The sequence below is a fragment of the Allokutzneria multivorans genome, assembly GCF_039537405.1.
Lineage (GTDB): Bacteria > Actinomycetota > Actinomycetes > Mycobacteriales > Pseudonocardiaceae > Allokutzneria > Allokutzneria multivorans.
The window spans coordinates 11,790-38,438 of record NZ_BAABAL010000003.1 but is presented as its reverse complement, the minus strand read 5'-3'; the positions used below and the strand labels follow the sequence as shown (position 1 = coordinate 38,438).

The 26,649-nt window shown below is 67.5% G+C and carries 19 protein-coding genes; 4 read left to right on the top strand and 15 right to left on the bottom strand.

All coding sequences use genetic code 11. The features are described 5' to 3' along the window. Positions 1-38 precede the first annotated feature (38 nt). From ABD798_RS00620 to kdd, 6 genes are read right to left on the bottom strand one after another with little or no spacing between them, the layout of a single operon-like run. Positions 39-461 carry a DUF4304 domain-containing protein gene (locus tag ABD798_RS00620; RefSeq protein WP_344870420.1) on the bottom strand — a complete coding sequence of 141 codons (423 nt, stop codon included), beginning with the start codon at positions 459-461 and terminating at the stop codon, positions 39-41. Then, on the bottom strand, positions 458-850 hold the full coding sequence (kal, locus tag ABD798_RS00615) for a 3-aminobutyryl-CoA ammonia lyase (protein WP_344870419.1): 393 nt from the start codon (positions 848-850) through the stop codon (positions 458-460). Before kal ends, ABD798_RS00620 begins: the two co-directional genes overlap by 4 nt. Further along, positions 850-1,605, bottom strand: coding sequence for a lysine 5,6-aminomutase subunit beta (gene kamE, locus ABD798_RS00610; protein ID WP_344870418.1), 756 nt, complete (start codon positions 1,603-1,605; stop codon positions 850-852). The genes kal and kamE overlap by 1 nt, the downstream gene beginning before the upstream one ends. Beyond that, entirely contained in the window at positions 1,602-3,182 is a 1,581-nt protein-coding gene (gene kamD, locus ABD798_RS00605) for a lysine 5,6-aminomutase subunit alpha (RefSeq protein WP_344870417.1), read from the bottom strand. Before kamD ends, kamE begins: the two co-directional genes overlap by 4 nt. Continuing rightward, complete coding sequence (locus ABD798_RS00600) at positions 3,179-4,792, bottom strand: amidohydrolase (protein WP_344870416.1); 1,614 nt, start codon at positions 4,790-4,792, stop codon at positions 3,179-3,181. The genes kamD and ABD798_RS00600 overlap by 4 nt, the downstream gene beginning before the upstream one ends. Then, positions 4,789-5,850, bottom strand: a complete 1,062-nt coding sequence (gene kdd, locus ABD798_RS00595; protein WP_344870414.1) for an L-erythro-3,5-diaminohexanoate dehydrogenase — start codon at positions 5,848-5,850, stop codon at positions 4,789-4,791. Before kdd ends, ABD798_RS00600 begins: the two co-directional genes overlap by 4 nt. 78 nt (positions 5,851-5,928) lie before the next feature. Here kdd and ABD798_RS00590 point away from each other — a divergent pair, with 78 nt between their 5' ends. The 3 genes from ABD798_RS00590 to ABD798_RS00580 all read left to right on the top strand — a co-directional run bounded on the left by ABD798_RS00590 (position 5,929) and on the right by ABD798_RS00580 (position 8,613). Then, entirely contained in the window at positions 5,929-7,347 is a 1,419-nt protein-coding gene (locus ABD798_RS00590; RefSeq protein ID WP_344870413.1) for a KamA family radical SAM protein, read from the top strand. A 403-nt stretch (positions 7,348-7,750) separates the two neighbouring features. Beyond that, the gene (locus tag ABD798_RS00585; protein WP_344870412.1) at positions 7,751-8,158 is read left to right on the top strand and encodes a hypothetical protein; all 408 of its coding nucleotides are present in this window, start codon (positions 7,751-7,753) and stop codon (positions 8,156-8,158) included. Between the two features lie 2 nt (positions 8,159-8,160). Then, the gene (locus ABD798_RS00580) at positions 8,161-8,613 is read left to right on the top strand and encodes an RICIN domain-containing protein (protein WP_344870411.1); all 453 of its coding nucleotides are present in this window, start codon (positions 8,161-8,163) and stop codon (positions 8,611-8,613) included. A gap of 257 nt (positions 8,614-8,870) precedes the next feature. Here the strand turns inward: ABD798_RS00580 and ABD798_RS00575 are convergent, their stop codons facing one another. The 3 genes from ABD798_RS00575 to ABD798_RS00565 form a co-directional block, all read right to left on the bottom strand. Further along, positions 8,871-9,944: a CU044_5270 family protein gene (locus ABD798_RS00575; RefSeq protein WP_344870410.1), complete on the bottom strand. Its 1,074-nt coding sequence runs from the start codon at positions 9,942-9,944 to the stop codon at positions 8,871-8,873. A 5-nt stretch (positions 9,945-9,949) separates the two neighbouring features. Then, positions 9,950-10,528: an RNA polymerase sigma factor gene (locus ABD798_RS00570; RefSeq protein WP_344870709.1), complete on the bottom strand. Its 579-nt coding sequence runs from the start codon at positions 10,526-10,528 to the stop codon at positions 9,950-9,952. A 154-nt stretch (positions 10,529-10,682) separates the two neighbouring features. Further along, the gene (locus tag ABD798_RS00565) at positions 10,683-11,525 is read right to left on the bottom strand and encodes an alpha/beta fold hydrolase (protein WP_344870409.1); all 843 of its coding nucleotides are present in this window, start codon (positions 11,523-11,525) and stop codon (positions 10,683-10,685) included. A gap of 108 nt (positions 11,526-11,633) precedes the next feature. Here ABD798_RS00565 and ABD798_RS00560 point away from each other — a divergent pair, with 108 nt between their 5' ends. After that, entirely contained in the window at positions 11,634-12,509 is an 876-nt protein-coding gene (locus tag ABD798_RS00560) for a LysR family transcriptional regulator (RefSeq protein ID WP_344870408.1), read from the top strand. Between the two features lie 537 nt (positions 12,510-13,046). Here ABD798_RS00560 and ABD798_RS00555 read toward each other — a convergent pair. The 6 genes from ABD798_RS00555 to ABD798_RS00530 all read right to left on the bottom strand — a co-directional run bounded on the left by ABD798_RS00555 (position 13,047) and on the right by ABD798_RS00530 (position 26,519). After that, a complete protein-coding gene (locus ABD798_RS00555) occupies positions 13,047-14,918 on the bottom strand; it encodes a DNA cytosine methyltransferase (protein WP_344870407.1) in 1,872 nt (623 codons plus the stop codon). Positions 14,919-15,066: 148 nt separating this feature from the next. Further along, positions 15,067-16,812 (bottom strand): AIPR family protein, encoded by a 1,746-nt coding sequence (locus ABD798_RS00550; protein ID WP_344870406.1) that lies wholly within the window; start codon positions 16,810-16,812, stop codon positions 15,067-15,069. Continuing rightward, complete coding sequence (locus ABD798_RS00545; protein ID WP_344870405.1) at positions 16,809-19,967, bottom strand: sigma-70 family RNA polymerase sigma factor; 3,159 nt, start codon at positions 19,965-19,967, stop codon at positions 16,809-16,811. The genes ABD798_RS00550 and ABD798_RS00545 overlap by 4 nt, the downstream gene beginning before the upstream one ends. Beyond that, on the bottom strand, positions 19,964-21,751 hold the full coding sequence (gene drmB, locus ABD798_RS00540) for a DrmB family protein (protein ID WP_344870403.1): 1,788 nt from the start codon (positions 21,749-21,751) through the stop codon (positions 19,964-19,966). Before drmB ends, ABD798_RS00545 begins: the two co-directional genes overlap by 4 nt. Then, positions 21,748-24,858 (bottom strand): hypothetical protein, encoded by a 3,111-nt coding sequence (locus tag ABD798_RS00535; RefSeq protein WP_344870402.1) that lies wholly within the window; start codon positions 24,856-24,858, stop codon positions 21,748-21,750. The genes drmB and ABD798_RS00535 overlap by 4 nt, the downstream gene beginning before the upstream one ends. 92 nt (positions 24,859-24,950) lie before the next feature. Beyond that, the gene (locus tag ABD798_RS00530) at positions 24,951-26,519 is read right to left on the bottom strand and encodes an NERD domain-containing protein (protein WP_344870401.1); all 1,569 of its coding nucleotides are present in this window, start codon (positions 26,517-26,519) and stop codon (positions 24,951-24,953) included. Positions 26,520-26,649 lie beyond the last annotated feature (130 nt).

The window sequence follows — 26,649 nt, the reverse complement described above, 5'->3', positions numbered from 1 at the left end:
CGCGCGGCCCCGCCCCTGCTTCGGTGCCGATCCTGGTGTCAGCGCTGAGCTGAGCGGAGCCAGGGGATGGCGTGTTCGGCCAGGTCGTGCAGCAGGTCAGCCACGATCGGCTCCACGGAGCGGCCGGAGCGCAGGCGCCACCACTTGTCCTCGCCGGACGGTGTGAGTTCGCCGATGCGCGCGCGAGGGACTTCGCGTCCATAGTAGACAGTCGCGGAGGGGCGCTCGCCGAGAAACGGCTCCGCCGCGTGCAAAGAGGCCCATTGCTGCTTGCTGACGCAGAGCAGGTTGACGGTGAAGCGCACCTCGTCGCGGTCGTTGTGGACGGACTTCTGGAAGCCGAGCAGCGCCCAGTGCGACTCCGACGGCAGGACGAACTTGCCGCCGGAGCCGCGAAACCCGGCCTCGCGGAACCACGGTGCGATCCGCGTGCGCATCAGCTCCTGGTAGACGGTGATCACGTCGTGGCGATGGGGACCACGACGGTGCCGGTGGCGCGGGTGACCACGAGCGGTGGATCGAGCACGTCGGCGGAGGACGGGCCGCGGTCGGGGGCGGCGCGGCAGACCACGCGAGCCTCGAAAGCGACTGTGCGCGAACGGTTTCCGATGCGGGTGAGGGTCGCGGCGACCTCGACGACGTCACCGGCGCGGACGGGCGCGAGGAACTCGACGCCCGCGTACCCGGCGAACAAGCCCTCGTCACCGTCGGTCCGGATGCACAGTTCGGTGGCCACGTCGCCGAACAGACCGAGGCTGTACGCACCGTCCACCAGGTTGCCGCCGTAGTGCGCGTGCGAGTACGGGACGTACCCGCGGTGGGTCACGGTGAAGCCTTCGACGAGCGACATCAAGCCACCTTTTCCTTGTTGGACATGGCGTGCACGAGGAAACTGGCGACCTCGCCGGGAGTGGTGCCGCGCCCGAAGACGCGGTCGACGCCGAGTTCGGGTGCCTGCAACGGGTCGAAGCGCGGGCCGCCCGCGACGAGCAGGGGGCGGCGTTCGCCCATCGCCTCGCGGAACGCGGCGGCCATCTCCTTGGTGTTCAACAGGTGCGCGTCGCGCTGGGTCACGACCTGCGACACGAGCACGGCATCGGCCTTCTCCGAGCGGGCGCGCTTGACGAGGTCGGGAACGGCGACCTGGGCGCCGAGGTTCACCACGCGCAGCTCGCGGTAGTACTCCAGGCCCTTCTGCCCGGCGAAGCCCTTGATGTTCAGGATCGCGTCGATGCCGACAGTGTGCGCGTCGGTGCCGATGCAGGCGCCGACCACGACCATCTTGCGCCGCAAGGACTTCTTCACCGAAGTGTTGATCTCGGTCGGGGTGAGCAGCGGGTACTCGCGCTCGACCACCTTGACCTCGTCGAGGTCGATCAGGTGCTTCACCGAACCGTAGACGACCACGAAGGTGAAGTCGGGGCCGATCGCGTGCGAGTGCACCACCATCGCGGGCTCGATGCCCATCTTGGCGGCGAGCTGCGCGGCGGCGCCCTCGGCCTTGGGGCCGTGCGGGACCGGGACGGTCAGCGACATCTGCACCATGCCGTCGCCGGTGGTGTCGCCGTAGGGGCGGACGTAGCGCTTGGTCTCCAGACTCGTCATTTCGTGGCCCCCGTCTCCAGCATCTCGATGGCGGGGTTGAAGTACTCCTCCGCCTTGACCACAACGCCGTCCGCGCCCTTGCCGCCCTCCGGCGGGCGCTTCATCAAGCCGAAAGTGCCCTCGGCGATCGCCTTCAGCAGGCCGTCGCGGCCGATGCGCTCCAGCAGCCCGACCGCCTCGTCGAGCACGAGGTGCGCGCGCTTGACGATGAAGCCGTCCGGGGCGGGGCGGAAGTCCTCGGCGAGGTTGCCCGCCGCGTTGAGCACGTAGCGCACGTTGGCGACGGCGAGATCGCGGTCGGACAGGAACGGCGTCACCACGGCCTCGGTCATCATGCCGACGAGCAGGATGCTCTGTCCTGTGAGGACACCCGCGAGGTTGAAGAAGCCGTCCAGCAGGTGCCCCCGGAACACATCGCCGGTCATGTGCTTGGTGGGCGGCATCCACTTCAGCGGCGCGTCCGGGAAGACCTCGCGGGCTAGCAGCGCGTGCGCCAGCTCCATCCGGAACGAGTCCGGCAGGTCGGGGTTGATCTCGAAGGCGTGCCCGAGCCCGAGCAGCTCGTCCGGCAGCCCGGCCTCGTGCGCGAACCGCTCGTTGAGCAGCTGCGAGACGGTCACCGTGTGCGCGGCGTCCACGGCGTCGTCGGTGGTGAGGTAGTTGTCCTCGCCGGTGTTGATGATGATGCCCGCCCTCGCGTGCACCTGGCGCGAGAACCGTTGGTCCACAAAGGTTCTGATCGGGTTGATATCGCGGAACAGGATGCCGTACATGCAGTCGTTGAGCATCATGTCGAGCCGTTCGAGACCGCCGAGCACGGCGATCTCCGGCATGCACAGCCCCGAGGCGTAGTTGGTCAGCCGGATGTAGCGGCCGACCTCCTTGCTCACCTCGTCCAGCGCCGAGCGCATGATCCGGAAGTTCTCCTGCGTGGCGTAGGTGCCCGCGAACCCGTGGTGCGTCGCGCCTTCCGGCACGTAGTCCAAAAGGGACTGTCCGGTGGAGCGGATCACCGCGATGATGTCGGCGCCCGCGCGCGCGGCGTTGCAGGCCTGCACGACGTCCTCGTCGATGTCGCCGGTGGCGACGATCAGGTAGATCCACGGCCGCTGCTGCGGGTCGCCGATCTTGTCGACGAGCTTGGCGCGCTGGGCCTTGCTGCGGTCGACCAGCCGGATTCCCTTGCCCACAGCCGATCGTGCGGTCTTCGCGGCGAGGGTGCGGTCCTTGCCCTCGGGCTGGACGAACTGGACCTGACCGGCGGCGGTCGCCTCGGCCAGCTCGGTCAACGTGCCCAGATCGTGCTGGCGCAGCGCGTGGAAGACGGGCAGCAGCGCGCCCTGTTCCAGTCCGCAGTGGTCACGAACGGTGTCGACGACCCGGTTCACCCACGGCACGTCACCGGCGCGGTGTGTGGTGTCGGCACCGGTGATCCCGGCCAGTCGCAGCGTCGCGCGCTCGACGGCGACGGTGGTGTGCGCCTTCGCGAGTTCGATCACCGGAGCGGCGGCGGCAGCGGCCAGCTCCCTCGCCCTCGCGACAGTGCTCTGGTCCAGTCCCAACAACGCCCTTGTCATTGGCTTGAGCCTCCGTCATAGATCGTCCGTCCACTCCGGACAGTACGGATACAGCGCGGCAACGGCGTGTCCGCGTCGAGCTTCGGCAGCCCCGGAACTCCGGAGCGCGGGTCGGTGGACCACCGCTGCACGCGGTTGTCCGGCGCCGCAACGACAAGCTCGCCCGCCTCCCACACCGCGTAGGTGGCGTGAGCACCGGGCTTGATCGTGCCGGTGACGCCGTCGTTGACACCGCAGGCGCGCCAGCCGCCACGCGTGTGCGCGGTGAACGCGGCGCGCGGGGAAATGCCGAGACCGGCGGTGCGGTGGTGCACGGCGGCGCGCATCGTGGCCCACGGCGCGGCCGGGGTGACGGGCGTGTCGGAACCGAATGCCAGCACCACACCGGCCGCGGCGAGCTGCGAGAACGGGTTGAGCTGAGTTCCGCGCGGGACTCCGAGCCGCTGTGCGTACATGCCATCGGCGCCGCCCCACTCCGCGTCGAACAGCGGCTGCATCGAGGCGGTGACACCCCAGTTCGCGAGGCGCTCGGCCTGCTCGGGCGACACCATTTCCAGGTGCTCCAAGCGGTGCCGAGCGGCCGAAAGCGCGTGCGCGCCAACGACCTTCTCCGCCAGCGCGAAGCCCTCGATCACCTCGGCGACCGCAGCGTCACCGATCACGTGGAACCCGGACTGCAACCCCGCGCGCGTGCAGCCGATCACGTGCTCGGCGATCTCGTCGGCGCGGAGGTAGAGCACGCCGGAGGTGTCAGCGCGGTCGGTGTACGGCGAGCACAGCGCGGCGGTGCGCGAACCGATCGCGCCGTCGACGAAGAGGTCCCCCGCGAGGCCGCGAACTCCGAGTTCCTTCGCCGTGTCAAAGGCGTTCAGCTCGCCCCAGTAGCCGACGACCTCGGGGACGTCCTCCACAGTGGACAGTTCGAGCAGCTCGGCGAGGTCTTCAGCACTGGAGATGTCCGGCCCTGCGCACTCGTGCACGGACGCGATGCCGTTGGCGGCGGCGAGATCCAGGAACGCGAGCTGCGCCGAACGCCGCTGGCTCGGGGTGAGGGCCTGCTGCGCGGCACGGCGCACGTGGTGATGCGCTTCCTGGGTCAACGGCCCGTCGGCCGACCAGCCGACCGCGTCGCGCGTCTCGGGCGCCTTCTCGATCAACGCCGTGGTGGCGAGCCCGGAGTGCACGTCGATCCGCGAGAGGTAGACCGCGGCTGCCCCGGCCGCGTTGTCCAGCTCGGCGCGGGTCGGCGCACGGCCCTCCGGCCACTTCGTCTCGTCCCAACCCTGACCCCACACCAGGCCGCCGGGGTTGGCGGTGGTGAAGCGGCGCACCGCGTCGAGGCACTCGGTCAGCGACGCGCAGCCCGTCAGGTCCAGGCCCTCGATCTGCAACCCTGCCGAGGTCGCGTGCACGTGCGCGTCGACGAAGGCCGGAGTCACGAACGCGCCCATGAGGTCGATCTGTTCGGCACCGCCGTAGAGCGCCCTGCCCACGGCGTCCTGGCCGACCCACACGACGGTGTCGCCCTCGATCGCCATCGCGGTCGCGTCGGAGGCGGCCGAGCTGTGGATGCGGCCGCCGTGCAACAGGGTCGGGATTCTGCGCGTCATGATCCGGAAGTCTGCCGTTCCCTGGCCTCGAACACGGTGCGGACCCCGGGTTCAGCGCGCCACAGCTCCAGCGCGAACGCCGCGTGACCGGGCACGTAGCCGTTGCCGACGAGCATTTCGACGTCGGCGGCCAGCCCCTCGGCGCCGAGGGCGGCGGCGGAGAACGAGGTCGCCATGGAGAAGAAGATGACCGTGCCGCCGTCCTTCGTGGCCAGCACCGCGCCGTGCTCGCAGCCGGGCACGTCCACGCAGACCACGGTCACGTCCACGGTTTCGCCGACCGCGTTGAGCACCGCGATCGGGTCGCGCGCGTCAGCGACCACGACCTCGTCGGCCAGGCCGGACGCGCGCACGACCTCCGCTTCGGCCTCGAACGGCACGAGCGCGACCAGGCGCTTCGCCCCGGCCCGGCGCGCGGCTGCCAAGGACAGTGATCCGGACTTGCCGCCTCCACCGAGGACCAGCACGGAGGCGTCCTTGCGGCGATCGACGACGCGCGAGGTCAGCGCGGGCGCTCCGCACACGTCGAAGACCGACAGCGCGAGCAGGTCGGGCACGTCGTCCGGCAGCACGGCGGCGATCGAGCGGCCGAAGAGCACGGCGGTGCCCTTGCACGGAACCTGCTCCCCCTGACCGTCCCAGTCCGAAAGTTGGTCGTCGATGCGCAACGGGGTGAGGGTCAGCGAGACCAGCGTGGCCACCCGGTCGCCGGGCTTGAGACCCAATGGGGACTCCGGCCCGACCTCGCGCACGGTACCCAGCAGCATGCCGCCGGAACCGGTCACCGGGTTCTGCATCTTGCCGCGCTCCGCGACGATGTCGAGCACGGCTTTGCGCAGCTCAGGACCGGTTCCGTAGGTCTCGCGGAGCTGACGGTAGGAGGCAGCGTCCAGGTTCAGCCGCTCGACGTCGATCACCACCTCGTCCCGGCCGGGAACGGGGTCGGCGTCCAGCCGCCACGCCTGCTGCGGGAGCACCCCGGCCGGTTCGACCACCCGGTGCAGTCCGAACGGCGAGGTCTGACCCGGCGTTTGACTCGGGGAACCGGCCTCGGTCACGCTAACCTCCGAAAGATTTACGCCATCGCTGCGTTCTGGCAGCATATCTTTACGTCGTCTTGAGGGCGAGGAGTAGTTATGACTGCGGTTCACGACGAGGTGACCACCACCAGCACGACGGTCTCGGCTGCCATCGAGCACAGCGCGCGCCAGCCGTACGAGTACGTGCGGCAGGAACTGCGCGAGCCCGACTGGCGCCGGTTCCCGGGGTGGAAGCACATCACCGAGGCGCAGTGGCGGGACGCGCAGTGGCAGCGGGTGTCCTGCGTGAAGAACGTGCGCCAGCTCCGCGCGCTCATGGGCGATCTGCTCACCGAGCGGTTCTACGACGACCTCGCGGCCGACCAGTCCGAGCTGGCCACGATGTCCATGCTGGTGCCGCCGCAGATGATCAACACGATGGTGCCGGAGGGCGCGGGCTCACCGGAGGAGTTCACCGAGGCCTTCTACGCCGACCCGATCCGCCGCTACATGATCCCGGTCGCCTCCGACCGCGAGCAGGCGTGGCCCTCGCACCCGCACTCCTCCCGCGACTCGCTGCACGAGGCGGAGATGTGGGTCGTCGAGGGGTTGACCCACCGCTACCCGACCAAGGTGCTCGCCGAGCTGCTCTCCACCTGCCCCCAGTACTGCGGGCACTGCACCCGGATGGACCTCGTCGGCAACTCCACGCCGCAGGTCGACAAGCACAAGCTCTCGCTGAAGCCGGTCGACCGCCAGGACCAGATGATCGACTACCTCAAGAAGACCCCCGGTGTGCGGGACGTGGTCGTCTCCGGCGGTGACGTCGCGAACGTGCCGTGGCGGCAGCTGGAGTCGTACCTGATGCGGCTGCTCGACATCGAGACCGTGCGCGACATCCGTCTGGCCACCAAGGCGCTCGCCGGGCTGCCGCAGCACTGGATCCAGCCGAGCGTCGTCGAGGGCATGGAGCGCGTGGCGCGCACCGCTCGCCGCCGTGGCGTGAACCTCGCGATCCACACCCACGTCAACCACGTCCAGTCCGTCACCCCGCTCGTGGCCGAGGCCGCGCGGGCGATGCTGGAGGTCGGCGTCCGGGACGTCCGCAACCAGGGCGTGCTGATGCGCGGCGTGAACGCGGACCCGAAGGCGTTGCTCGACCTTTGCTTTGCGCTGCAAGGGGAAGCGAGCATCCTGCCGTACTACTTCTACATGTGCGACATGATCCCGAACGCCGAGCACTGGCGCGTCGCGGTGTGGGAGGCGCAGGAGCTCCAGCACGCGATCATGGGCTACCTGCCCGGGTACGCGACGCCGCGCATCGTGTGCGACGTGCCCTACGTCGGCAAGCGCTGGGTGCACCAGCTCGCCGAGTACGACCGCGAGCTGGGCATCTCGTACTGGACCAAGAACTACCGCACCGGCATCGAGCTCTCCGACGGCGAGGCGCTGGACCGCCGCTACCCGTACTACGACCCGATCACCACGCTGCCCGACACCGGCCAGAAGTGGTGGGAGGACAACAAGGACGCGTGATCCACGACGAGGGCCGGGCGATCGATTCGCCCGGCCTTCGTCGTTTCGACCGTCCACAGTGGCCCCTCAACCTGCGATCAACGTCCACAATGGACACTCGACTGAAGCCATTCGTCTCGGCGCGCCCGGTGCGCTCGACAGCCACGCCCCGAGGACGAGGTTGAGTCTTCGGGCACGCTCCCGCCCTACCGTTGCGCGGTCGGCTGACGCCCTCGCCGGCCGTCGTCGGCAGACGGCCTGATCTTGAACCTGCTCGGGCACACCGTGAAATTCGCGCACCCGGCAATGCGACTCCTCAAAGGGAATCCGGGGCGCCAATCTCAACGGCTGACCTGGGCAATGCAGAAAGTCGCAAGCCCGCTCCTGCACGGTCGAGCAGTACTCGTTCAGGAGGGAGAACGCCATGGGGAAGATCTTCGCGACAGCGGTGACCGCCGCGATCGCCGCTACGACGCTGCTCGTGCCGGGGAGCGCGTCGGCGCAGGAGGCAGGGGCGCTGGCCGCGTGCGATCCGGACAAGCACGTGCGCATCTCCGTGCAGAAGCGCGGCAACTTCATCGACGGGCTCGGCGGGTTCTTCAACTGCGACCAGGCCACGACCGGCTACACGATCAGGTTGCAGGTGAAGCGGACCATCGGCTGGAAGGACCACGTGACCCGCTCCGGCGTGTGGCGCACCAACCAGTACGCCGTCACGACCTACACCTGCAACGGCACCAAGTCGAAGAAGTGGCGCGCGCTCATCAACAGCGGTCAGCCCGGGCACGAGTGGGTCAAGACCTCCAACGAGATCACCGTGGCGTGTGGTTGATCATGAGGATCACGCGTGCGATCGCGCCCGTGGTGCTCGCGGCCGGGCTCGTGGGAGGGCTTGCCCAGCCGGCGTCCGCGGCGGTGCTGACCCATCGGTTCATGCTCGCCGGGACGAACGCGTGCCTGGACGCGGGCATGGGCGGCGGCCTCGGCGGTGTCCGGCTCGCCACGTGCGGGCCCGGCAACCGGCAGCTGTGGCGCTGGAGTTCGCCGAGCATCTCGACCTCGTTGCAGCACGTCGGGACGGGCACCTGTGCCACCCGCATCCGCACAGAGGTCGGGCTGTCCGGTTGTGGCGGCTCGGCGGCGCAGCGCTGGAACGTGGGCGGCAGTTCGGCCAGCTTGCTGATCAAGGCCGCTGACACCGGCCACTGCCTCAGCAGGACCAGCTCCGTCAACGTCGGCCTACGCCCCTGCGACGGCACTGCCGCCCAGCGCTGGCAACGCGCCTAGCCCTCGGGTTTGCGCGTCTTCAAGACCCCCTAACCCCCTTGCTGATCATCGCCAACCACCCCGAACCCCGGGTTTGCCGTCGTTGATGACCGCAGGGGTGGGGGTTGAGGGGTCTTGAAGACCGGCGAACCGATGACGTGCAGGACACCATCCGGACCGGTGCGCCTCAGCGTCCCCTGAGGCCATCGAGTTCCCGTTTCGTACTCATAGCGGACTCCAGCACCGTTGTGAGTACGAAACGGGTTCCTCCACAGCTGTCAGTTCGCGGGCGGGGTGCCTGCCTTGTCCGCGACTCCGAGGGTCACGGCGGTGAACTCCACGACGGTGCCGGGTTGGAGTCCCGCCCAGTACCCGGTGCCGGGCTTGACCAGCACGCTTCGCCGCCCGATGTAGCGACCTGAGGCCGTGTCGACGATGACCTCATCGCGGAGATCGCCCTCGGTGAGCCCCAACGCCGTCCCCCTGCGCCCGTCCAGGTTGGCGGCGTTGTCGGTGACGTCGAGTCCGGGCAGCTTCACCAACGCGCGGTAGACGGCAGCGCGCAGGTCGGCGGAGGTCTCGGCGGCGCGGAGCACCCCGGAGGCCAGCCGGAGCACGTCCGCGCCGCGCCCCTTGGCGTCCTTGCTCAGCCGCTCGTAGAGCGCGTCCGGATCGCGCGGGAGGTCGGCGAGGAAACGCGGAGTCGGTGCCTCCCAGTGCCCGTAGCGCTCCCCGCACGGCTTGCCGTCATCCGGCGTGCCCCCGAGCTCACGCTGATCGGGGAAGTCCCCGCACAGCCCGCGCTGCACCCGCTCCCGGCTCACGCGCGGGTCGAGCAGCCCCCCGTCGCCCTCCCTGCGCGCAAGATCTTCGTTGCCCACCAACCACTTCCGTGCGCCAGTCTGTCCACTTCGGACAAACCACTCCTCGGCGCGGATCGCGGGGACCCACAGCTGCGTCATGCTCTCTTCCAGCAGCGACAGGGGTTTGCCGGTCGAGGTCATCGAGCTGGCCATGGCCGATTCCCGGGTGGAGGTGTAGAAGAACTGCCCAGGGCCGGGGCGCGGGTCAGGCTCGGCGAGGACGTGTGCCGCCGCGCTGTCCAACGCCTCGGCCGCAGCCGACGGAGCACCGGGAATCGTCAGGACCCCTGCGGTCAGCGCGGCAACGGCGGCGGTCGCCGCGGCCCACGTGTACCTGCGGCGCGGCTTGGGCGGGGTTTCACGGCAAGCGAGCATGAGCGTGGCGCGGACGTCTGCCGACGGCGGCTCGGTCTCTTTGTGCAGCGCGGAGAGCGCGTCGTCCAGCTCAGCGTCGGTCCACATCGCCCGCACGGTTCCGTTCTCACTCATGGCTTTCACTCCCCCACCTTCGGCGCCTCAACGCGCAACTGCCGACGAACTCGGTGCAACCGCGACCGGACCGTGCCCACCGGAATGCCCAGTGCCTCAGCCACTTCGGCCGAATCCAGCTGCGCCCAGCTGGACAGCAGCAAAACGTCACGGTCCCGCTCTTCGAGGCGCTCGATCGCCACCGCGAGCTGTTGCGTCCGGGTCTGCGCGTCGACCTTCTCCGCCACGCGTCCCTCATGGCTCTCCACGCGCTCCGGAAGCCCCTCGGCCGCCCGCACAGCGAGTTGCTGACGCGCACCCAGCCGCGCGGACTTGCGGAGCATGTTGGTGGCGATGCCGAACAGCCACGCGCGCGCCGTCGCCCTGCTCGGGTCGTAGGTCGCACGACTCTGCAACGCCGCCAGGAACGTCTCCGAGAGCAGGTCGTCGGCAGCAGCGCCCGCGCGATTGGCCAGGTAGCGGTGCAGATGATTCGCGTGCCGGTCGAACAGCGCGCCGAACGCGGCCGCGGGCTCCGGGCCGGAGAGGTCCGGCCGATCGTCCTCCCCTGAGGAGGCCGAGTCGGGTGGAGCGTGGTCCATCATCGTTTTCACACCACTACTTGCACGAAACCGCGAGCCGCGTTCACGCGAGCTCCCGACCAACCGTAAGACTGCCCCAAGGTGTCGGCAGGGGCAGGTCGAGAAGGACTTCCGCGGTGCGTGATCACGCCCGACGGCCCCGGTGTCCTGCTCTGGTTCAACTCGGGCTGACGGCGTGGTCGGCGATGGTGGTCGCGTAGTCCTTCCACAGCCGCGGCGGGATCTCGTGGCCCACGCCGGGTAGCGCGATCATGCGCGCGCCGGGGATCTCCGCCACGAGCGCGTGTGCGTTGTCGACGGGGAACAAGGGGTCGACCGCCCCGTGCAGCACGAGCGTCGGTGCGCTGACCCGGTGCAGCAGTTCTCGCCAGCGAGGGCCCTGGTCGGCCATGGGGTGGTTGGTCACCGACGCCTGCATGTCGCGAGCGCGACGCAGGGCCTTGCCGCACATCGTCGTGGCGGCGGCCTCGTCGAAGGGTTCGCCCGCGAGCGAGCGCTCCGAGTCGACCAAGTACGCCAGCACCGCGTCGTGGTCGTCCCAGTCGGGTTCGGCGGCCGACTCCCACGCGGTGAGCAGGCGCTCAGCGACCTCGGGCAGGTCGGGGTCGGCCGGGCCGTGGCCGGTCGGGCGGGTCGAGATGAGCGTCAGCGAGGCGACCCGCGACGGGCTGTGCACGGCGGCGAGCTGCGAAACCCAGCCGCCGGAGGAGAAGCCGACCCAGTGCGCCGTCTCGACGTCGTGCGCGTCGAGCACGCCCAGCGCGTCGATGGCCAGGTCGGGCAGCGAGTACGAGGGCTTGCCGGGCTCGTCGTGGGCGGAGCGGCCGGAGTCCCGCTGGTCGTAGCGGATCACGAAGAAACCCCGGTCGGCCAGGAGGTCGCACAGGGGCTCGGGCCACCAGTCCATCGAGCAGGACGTTCCCGCCAAGAGGAGCAGAGCGGGACGGCTCGGATCGCCGAAGCTCTCCACGCACAGGCTGACACCGTCGACTTCGATCATTCGTTGAATTGTCATGACGACGATTCTTCGGCGCCGCGCGGGTTGCGGTCCAACACCGATCACGCGCTCATTCACGCGTTCGCGATGTTAATGAGCGAGACTGGCAGCGTGATCGACCTGGACGTCCGGTTGCTGCGGCACTTCGTGGCCGCCGCCGAGGAGCTGCACTTCACGCGCGCCGCCGCGCGGGTCTTCGTCACGCAGCAGGCGCTCAGCCGGGACATCGCGCGGCTGGAGGGTGAACTGGGAAAGCCCCTGTTCGCGCGCAGCACTCGCCGCGTGTCGCTGACCTCCGACGGCGAGCAGTTGTTGCGGCTCGCGCGGCCCTTGCTCGCCCACCACGACGAGGTCGTCGGTCAGCTCCGAGGCAGCTCGCGCTTCGTCGTCGATGTCGTCGGCGAGTTCACCACCGCCGCGCGCGTGCTCGCCACCGCGCGCCGGGACGAGGACGGCTTCGAGTTCTACGCGCGCGAGAACCCAGGGCTGGCGATATCCCTGGCACAGCTGCGCGATCACGATGTCGACGCCATTTTCTGTTGTCTTCCAGAGTCTTTCGCGCTTCCCGCCGGGGTCGAGCACCGCCGGTTCCACAACGAGCCGCTCGGCTTGCTGCTGCCGCGCGGACATCCGCTGGCGCGGCGCCGCACCGTTCCGGCGAGCACGCTGCGAGGGCTGGAGATCTGTTGCCGCGCCGGGAACCACGTGACCGGCGAGTGGGACCAGCTCGCGGCGGAACTGCTCGCGAAGTGGGGTGCCCTGCTGGTGGAGGACCACCCCGTGGTGCGCGGCGCGCAGGACCTCGCGCATCACGTCCGGCCCGGCGAGCCTCCCGTCTTGGTTCCGGTGGGGCAGCCGGAAATCCCTGGCACCGTGCTGCGGCCGCTGACGGGCACCGACGACGGCTATCCCTGGGGCGTCGTGTGGCGCACGGGCACCCGGCACGCGGGGCTCGACGCGCTCCACCGCGCGATCGACTCGTTCTGAGCCATCTCAGCGCGAAGCGTTCACGCAGGTCAGAGGCCCACGGGCTGAAGCGAACCGCCACCGCGGCCGCGCTGGCGACCGGCTTCATCACCGTGCAGGGCTAGGTGAAGGACACCGAGGCCGACGGCCATTGCGCCCAGGTCTAGGGCAACGCAGGCACCAAGACCTTGTCCGGCAGGAAGGCGTGCCCGATTGGCGAGGTCGAGGAGTTCACCTTCACCGGCAAGGGCAAGACCGCCAACGTCTACCTACGCGAGATCGGCTGATCGAACGGAGCCCGTGCCGCATCGCCTGGGGGTGGCGCGGCACGTTCGCGTTCCGCACAGCGTGGATGCCGTAGGCGAGGAAGAGGGTCCCGTCGGCATTCAAGTGCGCGGTATCACGCACGATTGTGGCCAGCGGGGGGCTTGCCCGTCACAGGGTCCACTCCGCACCGACCACGAGTGGCGGAGAAGGACCAAGACCCGTGATGCGCGGTGGAAGCCGGACACCATCCGACTTTCACCGCGCCAGGGCGCCAACGAAGCGGTCCGAGTTTCAGAAGAGCAGGGTCGACGAGCTGTTGCCCTTCTTCCCCGTCGCGCACTGCTGGACCAGTGGGCACTGGCCGCACATCGGAGATTGCTTGTGACAGTAGAGCTGGCTTATCAACCTCAGCGCCGCCATGCGCAACGGAGCGTTCGATCCCGCGCACACCAAGCGAGCAAGGTCGACCCGGCCGTCCGTGAGACTGTTGGCTCGTTCGGAGGCGGTGTTGAGCACACGGGACGACACACGGATGACGGGCTGGCTCGTGAGCAGGACGTCATCACCGGCTAGGAGCTTCAACAGCGCGGTCTTGCCCGGTGGGAGGTTCAAGATCTCCGGGACGTCCGCCGGCTTGGTCCAGAGCTTTCGTTCGTCCTGCAGCGTCCTCAGACGTGCCACGACCGAGCCAGTTGCACGGGAGCTCGCGGCATGCTCGATGAGATCGACCGCGCGCTTGGTGATTCGCCGCCGCGCGGCCACCTCACGAAGTCCCCGTTCGTAGACAAGCAGTTCAGCAGGCGTCGGTTCCAGCATTGCGACCACCGAGGCGACGGCGGGTCCCAGCTGTTCACCGGGAAGCACACACCAGTAAGCACCGGCACGCCGTTCTTCCGCCCAAGCGGCCAACTCGTTGGCCAACACTCGCCACGGATTGCGACGAGCACGATCGTGCACGGGCACCGGCGCGAGCGCGCTTGCAGCTGCTCGTCCCAGCATCGGTGGCACGGCGTTGCCGATCTGTTGAAATGCGTGGCTGCGGCTGCCAGCGAAGCGGAAGTCGTCTGGGAAGGTCTGAATGCGCGCGGCCTCGCGAACGGTCAACGTCCTGTTCTCGGCGGGATGGATGTACCAGTACCCGTCCTTGGCGATGTGCGCGGTGATGGAGCGGCTGAGCTCGTCCCAGTCCAAGCGCTTGTACTTGTCGTCGAACGTGTCTGCCTTGTACCTGCGCAGGCTCGGGTCGATGTCGGTGTACAACGTGCGCGACGTCATCGAGGCGAAGATCTTGCGATCGTCGTCGCGCACAGGTCGGGTCATGTGATCCCAGACCCTGTCGGATGTGACATCGCGTCTCATGCGATCAGCGAAACGCGACAGCTCTCCCGGGAACGCGTAGGGCAGTTCCCGCCCCCCCGTCGTGAGCCCTAGCCCCGGAAGGTCGGCGATCGCCTCCCGGACCGTCACCGCTCCACCCGAGTCCGGCCACGTGAACGCGTCACTGTCGAGACGGGCCAAGAGGATCAGGCGCTTCCGGTGTTGGGGAACCCCGTAACGCCACGCGTCGACCAAGCGGAGCTCGGTGCGGTAGCCCGCTCCCTCCAGCATGTCCACGATGGTGCGCACAACGTGAAAGTCGTCTCCCAGTGCCATGTCAGGAACGTTCTCCATGAGCACCGCACGCGGCTTGACCTTCAGGACGACATCTGTGTACGCCCGCCAGAGCTCTTTCCGCTCGTCGAACTCGTCGCGCACTCCCGCGTCCACAAGACTGCGGATCTTGCTGCGCCCTGCCCGGCTGAAGGGTTGACACGGCGGGCCGCCCGCGACGAGGTCGATGGGCGCTCGCCTGAGCATCTTGATCAACCCGGCGCGCTGCTTGCGGTCCCCCAGATCGACGTCGAGTGCCAAGCCCGGGAAGTTGGCGCGGTGGGTCTGCAGCGCGAACTTGTTGGTGTCGACCGACGCTGCGACGGTCCAACCGGCGTCAGTCAGCCCGAGGCTGAGTCCTCCTCCGCCGGAGAACAGGTCGACAGCGAGCCTGGCGCCGTCGGCGACTCGCTCGGCGCACCACTGCTCGAACGTGTCCTCCGTGCACGCCTCAGGGTGCACGGGCAACTGAAGCAGATCGCTTCGCTCCAGCTTCACCGCGTAGACCGCCACGTCGCCTCCTGTTCTCCGAACAGGTGCCCGTGCGGGCCTACGAACATCGACGCTCTGGTTCTGCTCACCTTTTTGCCGTGCCACTTCCCGGGGCTGGCCGAACGGACCGCCCCTGCCTGCGAACGATGGGACATCAGTGGAGGATCTACTATCCGGCGAGGACTTCAGCGGGCGGCACCCAACCCGCACCGCGGACGCGGTCCCAGCACCCGACCTTCTTCGCCCATTCGGTGACGTTGCCGCCGCTGGGCGGCGTCGTGAGAACTCGCCGCACGACTTTCGCCACCTCTGGCACCGCAGTGGCGAGTCCCCGGGGCAGTGCCTGCTCCTTCCACAGTCTGTCCAGGTCCAAGCCGCCGAGCGAGTGCACCACCAGCGACACCGTGTAGGCAGCAGTTTGTCCGAGGTAGCCGCCGAAGTTCTGCTTCTGGATGAGGGACCGCGTCTGCCTGAACAAGATGGCCTTGGCGACCAAGTGCCGGAAGTAGGTGTCGTCGGGGGCCTCGCGCTCGGCCAGTTCCCCCTCGATCGTCCAAGTCCGGAAGCACTTCTCCCCGCCCTGGCACACGACGTCCGGGCGAAGCGCGTACGCGTACTCGTACTTGGCGGCATCGGTCTTCCCGAAGCGCTGCCGAACCGGGTTCTCCTGGTCGAACTGCCGTCGTGACGCACGTGTCGTGAACTTGTTCTTGTCAACGTCGTACTGTCCTCGGACCCGTTCGTAGTACCACCGGCTCTGGGCCACTTCATCCCCTGGAGGAGTCACCCAGTTGCTCCGAGACCACCTCTCCAGTCCCACGTGGAACCGACTGTTCCCCTCGAAGTCCGCCGCTGTGACGGCGTTCTGCGAGTTCGCGTAGCGCGAGATCTCCGGGACCATGTGGTCCAGCCTGTCGTCCGGAATCAAGGTGATCTTCGCCGGTACTGTGACCTGGGACAGGTCGATTCCCTTGCGCGCGGCGTGGTGCAGCGAGGCGGTCGTCTGCCCGCCGTTGACGATCTGAAGCTCGGTCAAGCTGCGCAAGGCCAGCCCGGTGGCCGTCTGTTCGAGATCGGCGGCGCGAGCGGTGGCGGAGACACCGTTGTTGTAAGCGAGGAAGCGGCCCGGCTGCGTTCTGATCGTCTCCGCGATGCCCTTGTTGACCTTGCCCCGCGCTTGGAGGAACGCGCGAACGTTGCGCTGGAGCAGGCGGCTGTGGTGCTCGTCGTACAGGTCTGCGAGAAGTTTGCCGGGCAACATCGTCAACAAGCAGCGGTACCCGTCCGCTTGTTCGGGAGACTCCAGGCACTGCACCTCGTACCCGAGCGCTGCGACGTCGATCAGGATGTTCTCCTGCTCAGCGCTGGCGCTCATCAATCTGTGGAACCGCGTGATGTCCCACACGTGCACGACGGTGGGCAGACCGGCCACGGTCGATTCCTCAGCGCGGCGAAGTCCGGTCTTCCCGTCGGTGATGACGAAAATCTTGATCACCTGCAGCTGCGGCCAGGCGACGTGAATGCGCTCGACCATGTCGAACGTCGGGCTAGATGGTTCGAGGAGTTCGTGCATGCCGTTGCGGCAGAAGTCGGCGAACGCGCCCGCTCTTCGGGTCAACTGGGCAATGCGTTCCCGCTTCACTGGTTGACCGTCCGAACCGTGATCGACCGCGACCAAGTGCAAGATCGCACCATCACCCGTGATGTCGTAGCCGGCGATCTCGACCTTGCGGTTCTGCCACGGCACCAAGAGGTAGCAGGTGTCCAGGTCGTCCAGCACCCCGTCATCGATCAGGTGCTCGCCGATCAGAGTCACGAACGCGTCGCGCGCCATCAGGTCTGGTTCCGCTTGCAGCCTGTCTTCGACCCGGCGACGCAACTCCGCCACGAAGTTGGCCAGTTCGGCGTCGCTCACGCCATCCCCCCGGTTCGGTCACGCCCAAAGACGAGTTCGGACTTGTTGCGCGCTATCCGGGCCAGGTCGACCAGCCGCTGCCGCAGCGGCTCTGGAGGCGTGAACAACGCCCCGGGCTGATCCTCACCCCATGCAGCGCGCTCTGTCGGCGGCACTTCGACGAGCACGCGCGCGAGCGCCGTGTGAGCCGCCATGTCGAGATCGTCGAGCCCCAGCCACCCGCCACAGGACAAGTAGCGTCCTCCGCACCGCAGGTAGAAACCCTGGCTGCCACGCCAGCGGGAGGGGTCACCGACAGATGCCACGTCACCGGCGCGAAGCGCCCTCGGGTGCGGGAGCACTCGAGGGCTGACGAGCACTGAGAACCCCGCCGCGCTCACGTGCTCCTCGCCGAGATGTTGCCCTGCGGGGTTGCCCCAGAGGAACGGGTCCTGCGGACCGACCGCGCGCCCGTTGACGTCGATCACCGCTCCCGCGGCGAGCACTTCACCGAAGACGACCCCCAAATCACTGACACATCGGTCGAGGATCACCGCTGTCGACGCCCGTGCGACGCGAAGGCGCGGAACGCGCAGGAGCAGGATCGAAGTCGGGTCGGGCATCTCCTGCGAGGGGAGTCCGGCAGGAACCCTTCTGGCCGCGCTCCTGAGCCACCACGTTCCCGTGTGCGCGGCGACGGTGAGCACCGAGCACTCCGACGACGCGCCACGGTTCCACGTGGTGATCTCGTCGTACAGCGAAGCAGCGATGCCGAGCGCCGTCGAGTCGTTCGATGGCGTGCCACCGGCGGAAAGAGCGCAACGCAGCGCGGAGTCGGCGAACGGCTCGCCGTCGTGTACGAACGCGAGCCGGGCGGTCGGCCCCTCACCCGCAGTCCGAACCGCGATCTTGAGGGCCCCTCCTCTCAGTGCTCGGTCGGTCAAGGCGACGAGCAGGGAGCTGACGGTGCACGTCCGTTCTGCTGAACCCATGAGCTCGGGCAAGCTGGTTCCCGTGGCGATCTCCGCACCGCGCACCTGCACCGCCGAGCGTTGGGGAGGAACTACCACGAGCCGATGACGTGGCTGTTTCGGTGGCGGCGGTACGACGGTCCTCGAAGGGCCACCGAAGAGCCCGACCTCTGCCAGCTTCTCAACGAGCTTGCTCTTCGCCTTGCTCTCGATCTGCCGAGCTCGCTCGCGGGTGAAGGAGAAGTGCTCGCCCACCCTGTCCAGGGTGCGCTCCTCGTCGTCATCCAGCCCGAACCGCAGTCTCAGCACCTCAGCCTCTCGGTCCTTGAGAAGCAACAGCGCTCGACGCACGAGCTCAGCGCCTGCGGCACGGTCGACCACGTAGTCCGGGTTGGACTCGTGCTCGAACGGCGCTGGCACCAGCTCGGCGAACGAGATCTCACCGTGGGCCCCCAAGGGGGTGTCGAGACTCACGACGCCTCGCGCCAAGCGAAGGCACTCCACCACCTTCGCCGGAGAGAAACCCGTCTGCTCGGCCAACGCGCGGACCGAGAAGTCCTTCTGCTCGCGCAGCAGCCTCTTCCGGGTCGCCATCACCTTGCGGACTTCCTCGTGCTTGTGGACGGGCAGGCGGATCGTCGTCGCCTCGTCGGGGATGGCACGGCCCATCGCCTGATTGATCCAGTTGACGGCGTAGGTCGAGAACTTGAGACCGCGGGAACCGTCCCACTTCTCGATCGCACGCATCAACCCGAGCACACCGTGCTGTCGAAGGTCCTCGTCGTCGAGCCCTGCCCCCAGGTACCTGCTCACGCACGACCCCACCAGCCCGATGTTGTGCAACACCATGGCGTCAAACGCTCTTGCGCGCTCGTCGTCGTGCCGCAGGCGCGAGCGAAAGCCTCTCGCCAGCTCCTCCGACAGCTCACCGTCCGCCGGCCTCATCAGCTGCGCCAAGCCCACTTCCTGCTCTGCCGTGAGCAGGCACTTGGAACGAGCCTCGCTCTGCACTGGCTTCGCGAGCAGAGCTCGTGCGCTCTCGACAGCTGACAGAGCGACGATCGTCAGTGGTTCTGCAGAGTCCGGACGGGGCGTCGACGGCGCTGGAGCGACGACGAAGTCGACCCACTCCTCGCCGGACGTCTGGCGCGTACGATCGTCCACCAAGTCCAGAGACAGCCCGGCGAGCGCTGTCGGTCGCCCAACACCCGAGTAGCTCAGGACCAGCTCAGCACGAGCAGTCGGACCGAGCACCTGCAGCATGTTCTCGAAGCGAAACCGGTCGTCCACGTGATCGAGCCCTGCCAGCACGACGGAGTCGAACCTCATGCAGGGCGCACTGGCCCAGGTCAACACCTTGACCCCGGGCTCGGTCACACTGATCTCGGCGTGCCGGGGGACCTTCGTGCCCGATGCGTACCACTGCGTCGGACCGTCGAAGTGGTCGCTGATCCCCTCGCGGAAGACGTGAACGAGCTCCCGGTTCGGCACGAGAACGCCGATCTGCCGATCGCGGTGAGCCATCGCGAGGTCGACGACGAACCGGATCTCTTCGTGCACGTCCTCGTGGTCGACGAGAACCGGTTTCGGTCCTTCGCGCTGAGGGAGTTCTGCTGCGTGGTGCCCGTCGCCCAACCTCGTCAGCAGCTGGTGGATCTGCGCCGTGACGTCACCCGCACCGCGCGACCGGGCCACCTCCTCCACTCGCAGCACCCTCAGGATGGTGTCGAGCGGTGTACCGGAGTCGTCGACCGTCAGCACCGGATCCACGAACACGGTCGCCCCGACACCGAGCAAGCGGAGCACCGCGTAGAAGTCGTACGGCAGCTGCTGTCCGTTGACCACCACCACGTGCCGATGGTGCAGCGGCCGCACGTGGCGAGCACGGAGAAGACGCTTGAACTCCCAGTAGTCGATGTCGTAGTCGTCCCAGCGCGGAGGTCTCGTCCCGAGCGCCGCTCGCCACAGGTCGCCGAAGTAGGTGTGGTAGGTGAACACGACGTCGGCGCGGCTCTCGAACGGCATCGCCGCGCGAATGCGGTTCTTGAGCACTCTCGACCTGGTGATGACGTGGAGTTCCTTGCTTTGGCGCCGCAAACGTCGGTAGGCATCCACCGCCTGCTCCGCTTGGTCGGCTCCAGGGGAGACGACCACCACTTCGCACCGGGACGCCTCGCGGGGCGCGCCGTGGAGCGCGGAGCTCACAACGCACGCCCCGGAACCCTGTCGTCCGGTGACACCACATCCCTGAAGAAGCCGAAGTCGGGATCGATCAGCAGTCGTCGGTCCAAGAGTCTGTTCGTGGCTTCGCAGCTGGTTTCCGGTGTCAACGAGCACGCGTGGCACGCAGCGAGGGAAAGCGCATCAGGGCCCTGTCCGGGGTGCTCAGCACACACCGGGTCGAAGGAGCACCATCGTGCCGACGCGATCGACATGTCGATCAGCCTGCCCAGCCTCGGAAACTCGCCCATCCTGACAAGACCTCCGAGCGTGCCCTCGGAGTCACCAGCAGCGGTGTAGACGAGCACTCCCCCCATTCCAGGCCCGGCGGTCTCCTTCGTCACGTACAAGCGTTCTCGCAGGGACGAGGTCGAGTACCCAGCTTCGAAAGCTGTGTTGCGCAACAACAAGTGCGCGAAGGTGTGCAGGAGCACGTAGCGAGGGGTGGGTGCTGACAACCACCGGAGACGCTTCTGCTCGTACCGCTCCACCAGCTTCTGGCAACGTGCGGTCACGAGGTCGAGCTGCTCCCACTTCAGCAGAGCGTCCTCTCGGAACTTCAAGAAGAAACCCTCGCCGAAGACCTCGACCGCGGGCAAGAAGTCCCCGTCGGGGCTCAGGTTCGACGGCACCTTCTCCTGCATCGTGTGCCGTTCGAAGTGAGTGAGCACGCGGACTTCACGAAGGCGGTCCACCAGAACGACGTCCTCGATCAACTGGCTCCAGCGCCCGCCGTCCCCGGTGCTCTCTCGAAGCGGGCGGTCCGCTCTGCGAGAGATGAACCAGTCCTTGTGGTGGTGGCTCTCCTGCGGGTTGATCAGTGCTGCCCACTCGTCCGGTCGGATGTTCTCCGGGCCGCCGTCGGCGGGCGCGGTCGGATCGTTCAACTCGCGGGCCAGTGCAGCCTCGACCTCGGCCACGGTGAGACCGCACTCGTCAGCGGCGCACTCGATCATCTTCTGTGCCAGCTTGTGCCCGGGCGCGCCCAAGAGGAACTTGAACTCGCTGCTCCCCTTCAGAGCTGTCAGCGGATCGCTGATCGTGCTCCACGCGGACTCGGGTGGGATGTCGATCGCGCTCTCCACGGTCGGGAAGTAGACGCTCGATGCACCACGTTGCATCGCGACGACGGTCTCGGAGCACGTCTCGGCATCGGACTGGTCCTGCCAAGGCTGTCTTCCCGAGCACTTGCTGCCGATCTGGCTCAAGCCGATCCTCGTGGTGAGCCCGTCCAACGACCTCTCAACACCGCAGGTCTCGCAGCGCACGACGAGCGAGTTGAGACCGCCACCGACATTGGCCATGTTCAGGAACTTCAGGTCGAGTTTCTCGCACTGGACCTGGTTCCGGTCTCGGCGAGCCGGGGTGTGAGCCCAACGTCTCCAGTCCACGTCAGCCAAGTGCCCGTTGGCGCACACCGCCACGAATCGCATCGGTATGAGTTTCTTGGCTGCGGGACACCGCTCACAGGTGGGTGCCCTGTTGGTGATCTCCTTGTGGTACGACCACCTGAACATGCGGCGGCACTTGGGGGCGGGGCAGAACATCCACTGCGGGAAGCGGAAGTACGGGATGGGCCAGCGAGATGAAGGGGACGCCAGCGAATCGACTCCGAGGTAGGAAGCGAGTCGGGGGAAGACCACCGGCGCGTGTGGACCGCGCCACTTGCCAGCGTCCTCCACGACGAAGGACTCCCCGACGAGGTCGATGATCGCACCCGGTCCGAAAGGGCTGATGATCTGCGAGCGCCGAACCTTGCGCACGGTCATCGCCGGGCTCCCCTCACCTGAACGTGCACTTCGACGTCGACACTCCGCATGGAGTCGAGCGTTGCCCAGCCGTCTCCGCGCTCGGTGAACCGCCTCAGCAGTCGAGGCCGCTCTTGCCCGCCTCTGCTGTAGCGCAGTCCGCCGACGGTTTCGGCGTTGGCAACGCGTCGACCCCACGTGTCGAGCAGCTCCTCCAAGTGCACTTCCACCTGGCTGCGCTCGGTGGTGTCCGCGCGTTCAACGCGGTCGAGGAAGCTCTTGACGAGCGCGACCAACCTCTCGTCGTCACGATCGAACGCTGCCGCCTCTTGGTCGGCCGACAGCCCGAGCGCGTGACGCACGAGCACGACCAGGTCCGCGTGGAGCGCGCGCTCTCTCGCGGGGAACGAGAAGGGCGTGACCGAACTCGGCTCCACGGATCGGTAAAGACTCGCGTGATAGGGAACGAAGGACTCGTAGTGCGACCGGTCCCGCGGCTTGGACGGCGAGTAGACGGTCACCACGAGCCCGGGGCGCGTCTCACTGCGCCCGACGCGACTCGTCGCCTGGATGTACTCGGCCGTTGTCTTGGGTTGCCCGACGACCGTCATGAGGCCGAGCCTTCCGACGTCGACACCGACGGAGAGCATGTTGGTGCTGGCCAAGAACGCAACACCATCGGGCGCGTCGTGCGACCGCTTGAGCCGTTCGAGCCGCTGAGGGATCTGAGCGGAGGCGACGTTGCTGGTCAGTTCCACGACGTTGTCATCGCTGATGGGCCGGACGTGGTCCTGCGCTCGTGCGATCACCTTCAGCCTGGACGGGATGTCGTCCGAGGCCAAGTTAATCGTCTTGCCGAGCTCACGAAGGCTGTTGTGGTAGACCACGAGCGTGGAGTAGGCGTCCTTCGTCTCGGGCGCGAGGTCGAGCTCGAACGGAGCTTGCAGCTGCGCCGCGGTGACGTGGATCAGCGCGGTCAGCGGAGTGTGACCTTGAGGCATGACGCCCGCGTAAGCGCGGCCCGGCCGATCGTCGTCAGTGCGCACGAAGTAGGAGTGAGCGGCGTCGACACCCGCTGGCGGGAACAGTGCGACCTCACGGCCGAACACTCCCCTGGTCTGCTCGTCCGCGCGTCTGATGGTCGCCGTGGCAGCGACGATCTTCGGTCTGCTCCCGTGGTGCTCCATCAGCACGTCGAAGGCCGCCTCGTAGAGCCCGACGATCGTTCCCAGGGGTCCCGAGATCAGGTGGAACTCGTCCTGGATGATCAGCGACGGTCCGGGATCCCGGCCTGCCCCGAAGAACACCCCGGTGTTCTCGTTCCACGTGGCACGCGCGAACTTGTCCACCGTCCCGACGAGCATGGTCGGCGGGTTCTGGTACAAGTCCTCGTCCACCGAGGACATGGGCAGCTCTGTGTGGAAGGGGCACCTGTCGTTCACGCACCGGACGCGGAACGAGCTGTTGGTGACGGAGATGCCCCACGGCTGCTCGCCGTCTCGTTCCTCGGGGACGATCCGCGCACCGCACCAAGGACAGGCTTCGATCTGAAAACTCTGTTCCTGCGCTCCGCCGTCACGCATCCGGGCCAGCAATCGCCGTGCCTCCGCGTAGGAGTTGGGGCTGTTCTCACCCCCCACCCACAGGCCGATCGACACAGGCCTGCTGCCCAGCTCCACCTCGGCATCACGGCGCACGAGCTCGCACGCCGCGATCATGGTCGCGGCGCGCTGGAACTGCTGGGAGGTAAGCAGACGAAGGGTGTACCTGGTGATCACCGTCGTCCCGGCTCCGGCATCGCGCAGTGTCAACCGTCGGTGCAGGATGGTGAACGCCGCGAGCCCCAGGTACGCCTCGGTCTTGCCGCCACCGGTGGGGAACCAGATGAGGTCGACCAGGTCGCGGTCCTCGCAGTCCTGGACCACTCCTCTCACCGTCATCAGCAGGAATCCCAATTGGAAGGGACGCCACTCCGGATCGAGGGAGCCGTAGTCGATCTTCGGGTCCAATGCCTCCGAGACGTTGTGGGGTGATCCGGCGTAAGCAGGGCTGCTGTGCGCCATCTGCATGGCCATCACCCTGTTCGCCAGCTCGAACGCCTTGAGCGCGTCCTGGTCCTCGCGCAGGATCTCGATGCCCGAGAGCATCCGATCACGCGCTCGTCCAGCCCGTTCCCTGAGACGATCGGCCGCAGCGCGGAGCGGCGGAGCGAGATGCTCGTCCTCCACTGCCCGCCAAGCCGTCTCGATCCACGCCGTGTAGCGGTCGACGAACCGGTGCAGAGCGGCGAAGACCGTGTCTGGAGTCGAACAGATCTTCGCCAGATGGTTCAGCCGAACGGCATCCTCGTCCTGCACACCCGGCACTGTGAAGGCGACATCGGGAACGACGTGCACGGGGAGGAACGACGTGCCCACCCAGCTGGGTGGCGTGGCACCGAGCTCCCAGCGGGCGGCCGTACCGTGGCCGACCGCGTACACGGGCACCTTTCGGTACTGGAGTTCGAGCTCGTCCGCCTCGGCGTCGCCGTGCGCTCGAGATTGTGCCGGGTAACGCACGATGACGCCGTGCTCGACAGAACAGCGCACTTCGACCTGGAAGAAGCAGTCTTCCGGCTCAACCGCACCGGGCTTCTCCTGCTCGTTGCGGTTGACGAGGACAACAGTGACGATCACACCGTTCACGTGCGGACGCCAAGTCACCTCAAGACTCGCCGCCCCCTCCCAGAGATTCCTGCTCACGGTCGGATCGGACGGCAACGGCGCGATGTGCACCGCTTCCTCACCAACGACATCGAGCGGTTCGCGCTGCCACTCGTCGTCGGCGACCTTCCGATAGCGCGCTGCTCGGACCTCGACGACGACCGCCGAGCGATCGGAGGTCATGAAGCTAATCCCGGCGGAACTCGGCCGGTGCTGTCCCGCCAGGACGATAGGGTCCTCGTGGTCGTCCTCGGGCAGAGCGGCGGCCTGCTCGTCCACCTCTTCAGCGTCGTCGACCGGCATCGCGATGCCGACGTCCGCGACGAAACCGCCGAGTCTCGACACGTTGACGACCGGCTCGGGCGGGGCCAAGGGGAACAGCACAGCTGTCAAGTAGCGGTGCTGCGGCGCACGCTCGTAAAGCACCTCGTCGTCACCATCAGCGGGCCCCACCAACTGGTCGTGCAAGTACTCGAGAAAGTTGTCCCGGTCAGGGAACCCGGTGCTGCTGACCCCTGTCACCGCTGAGAGCCCCTTCCGTCCGGCACGACGACCCACAGTGCCGCTTTGGCACGGGTCATGCCCACGTACAACTGAGCGCGAACCGCAGGTTCATCAGCCTCAACGTCTGCTTCCAAGAAGACGTACCGGCTCTCGAGCCCCTTGAAGTCGGCCACTCTCGCAAACCCGACACGCCCACGACCGGGCCGACGCATCCGCATCAGGTCCAGCGCGTCGACTCGATCGAGCCACTCGGCAGGAAGCTCAGCGAAGATCGACTCGGTCAGGCTCCGTGAGGACAGGAGCACCACCTGTTCCAGAAGCACGTCATGCTCTTCGAGCTCTGCCAAGGCCGCCGCCACCGCAGCGACCGCTTTCTCCCGGCTCTCCTCTACGACCACCACCTTGCGCCCGTGACCAGCTGTGGTCACGCCGAGATCAGCTCCCGTCCGGTCCTGCGTGGCTCGGACGATCTCGACGGTGTTCCGACAGTTGTCCATCAGATCGACCCGAGCCGGGCGGTGCGCGTCCAATCTGGCCATCGCGGCTTCCTCGTAGCGCCCGACCAACCCGCGCTGGTTGTTGGAGTCGAGGAGGAAGGCCCACTTCCCGTCGGAGAGTCCCCCTGCCAGCGCGACGTCCACGACATCAAGGTCGTCCTGGTTGATGACGTCCTGCGCTTCGTCCACGACGACCAGGTCGAAAACGTCGTTGCCGAGTTTCGGTACGGCGTGAAACGGCGCGACGACGATGCCGTCGAGATCGGGCTGAGAACCGACGAAGGCCGCCAACACCTCGCTGCGACAGGTGAGCAGGGGGCGTCCACCGAGATCGCGGTCACGCCTGCACATCTCGACGGCCAGCATGGTCTTGCCCGTCCCCGCTCCACCTTCGAAGAGCAGCCGTGGGTTGCGGCGGTACCGGTCGAGGGCCCGGTACTGGTCGTTCGTCAGCGATACCAGTTCTTTCTCCACGAGATCGTCGAGACGCCGCAACGACGGGACCCTGTCGAAGTCGGGGCGGAGCACTCCGAGGTAGCGCTCAACGTCCTCGGAGCTCAGCGACCTCCTCGTGGTCGCCCTGCTCTCCCAGAGCGTGCTCAAGCGGTCGAGGCAGCTGAGCCACCCCTCAGTGCGCAGACGAGCCGCGTCGATCACCATTTCCGGAGTCCACTCGACGCTGACCGCATCGAAGTCGCTGTCCGGAAACACGACCCCGTACCCGAACACCGTGCGCTCGACGATTTCGGAGCCGACCGTGCGCCGCAGAACTCTCTCCAGCGCGAACATGCTCGAGCTGGCTTGGTCGAGCGGGCTCTCCTTGAGCCTGTGCCGCGCCCCCTTGAGATCACGCGTGTGCCAGACGCCCTTCTGGAGATGTATCCCACCCCCCTTCACCTCGAGCACGAACAAGCCGTGCTCGCCGAGCAGGAGAAAGTCGATCTCGCAGACCCGTTTGCGCTCGTGCTCAGGGAGATTGATGCTGTGCATCGCACACTCCCAACCGGGCACCTCCAGAGCGGCCAACTGCGCGAAGATCTCCTTCTCAGCTCGACTCGCGGTGGAGCTCACCGCGTCAGGGATCATGCGCACGACAACCCGCTCACACCAAGAGAAACCGACAAGACACCTCGGAACACGTTCGAGAAAATCAGTGGAGCCCCCTCCTCAGACCGTTCGAGACCGCAAACGGCCCATCGCCGCGACCTTCGACATG

Excerpts from the sequence above, each read along its gene's own strand:
- ABD798_RS00585 (WP_344870412.1), top strand. The coding sequence starts at position 7,751 with ATGGGGAAGATCTTCGCGACAGCGGTGACCGCCGCGATCGCCGCTACG.
- ABD798_RS00590 (WP_344870413.1), top strand. The coding sequence starts at position 5,929 with ATGACTGCGGTTCACGACGAGGTGACCACCACCAGCACGACGGTCTCG.
- ABD798_RS00580 (WP_344870411.1), top strand. The coding sequence starts at position 8,161 with ATGAGGATCACGCGTGCGATCGCGCCCGTGGTGCTCGCGGCCGGGCTC.
- kamE (WP_344870418.1), bottom strand. The coding sequence starts at position 1,605 with ATGACGAGTCTGGAGACCAAGCGCTACGTCCGCCCCTACGGCGACACC.
- drmB (WP_344870403.1), bottom strand. The coding sequence starts at position 21,751 with ATGACCGTGCGCAAGGTTCGGCGCTCGCAGATCATCAGCCCTTTCGGA.
- ABD798_RS00600 (WP_344870416.1), bottom strand. The coding sequence starts at position 4,792 with ATGACGCGCAGAATCCCGACCCTGTTGCACGGCGGCCGCATCCACAGC.
- kal (WP_344870419.1), bottom strand. The coding sequence starts at position 850 with ATGTCGCTCGTCGAAGGCTTCACCGTGACCCACCGCGGGTACGTCCCG.
- ABD798_RS00530 (WP_344870401.1), bottom strand. The coding sequence starts at position 26,519 with ATGATCCCTGACGCGGTGAGCTCCACCGCGAGTCGAGCTGAGAAGGAG.
- ABD798_RS00575 (WP_344870410.1), bottom strand. The coding sequence starts at position 9,944 with ATGAGTGAGAACGGAACCGTGCGGGCGATGTGGACCGACGCTGAGCTG.
- ABD798_RS00570 (WP_344870709.1), bottom strand. The coding sequence starts at position 10,528 with ATGATGGACCACGCTCCACCCGACTCGGCCTCCTCAGGGGAGGACGAT.
- ABD798_RS00565 (WP_344870409.1), bottom strand. The coding sequence starts at position 11,525 with ATGATCGAAGTCGACGGTGTCAGCCTGTGCGTGGAGAGCTTCGGCGAT.
- kamD (WP_344870417.1), bottom strand. The coding sequence starts at position 3,182 with ATGACAAGGGCGTTGTTGGGACTGGACCAGAGCACTGTCGCGAGGGCG.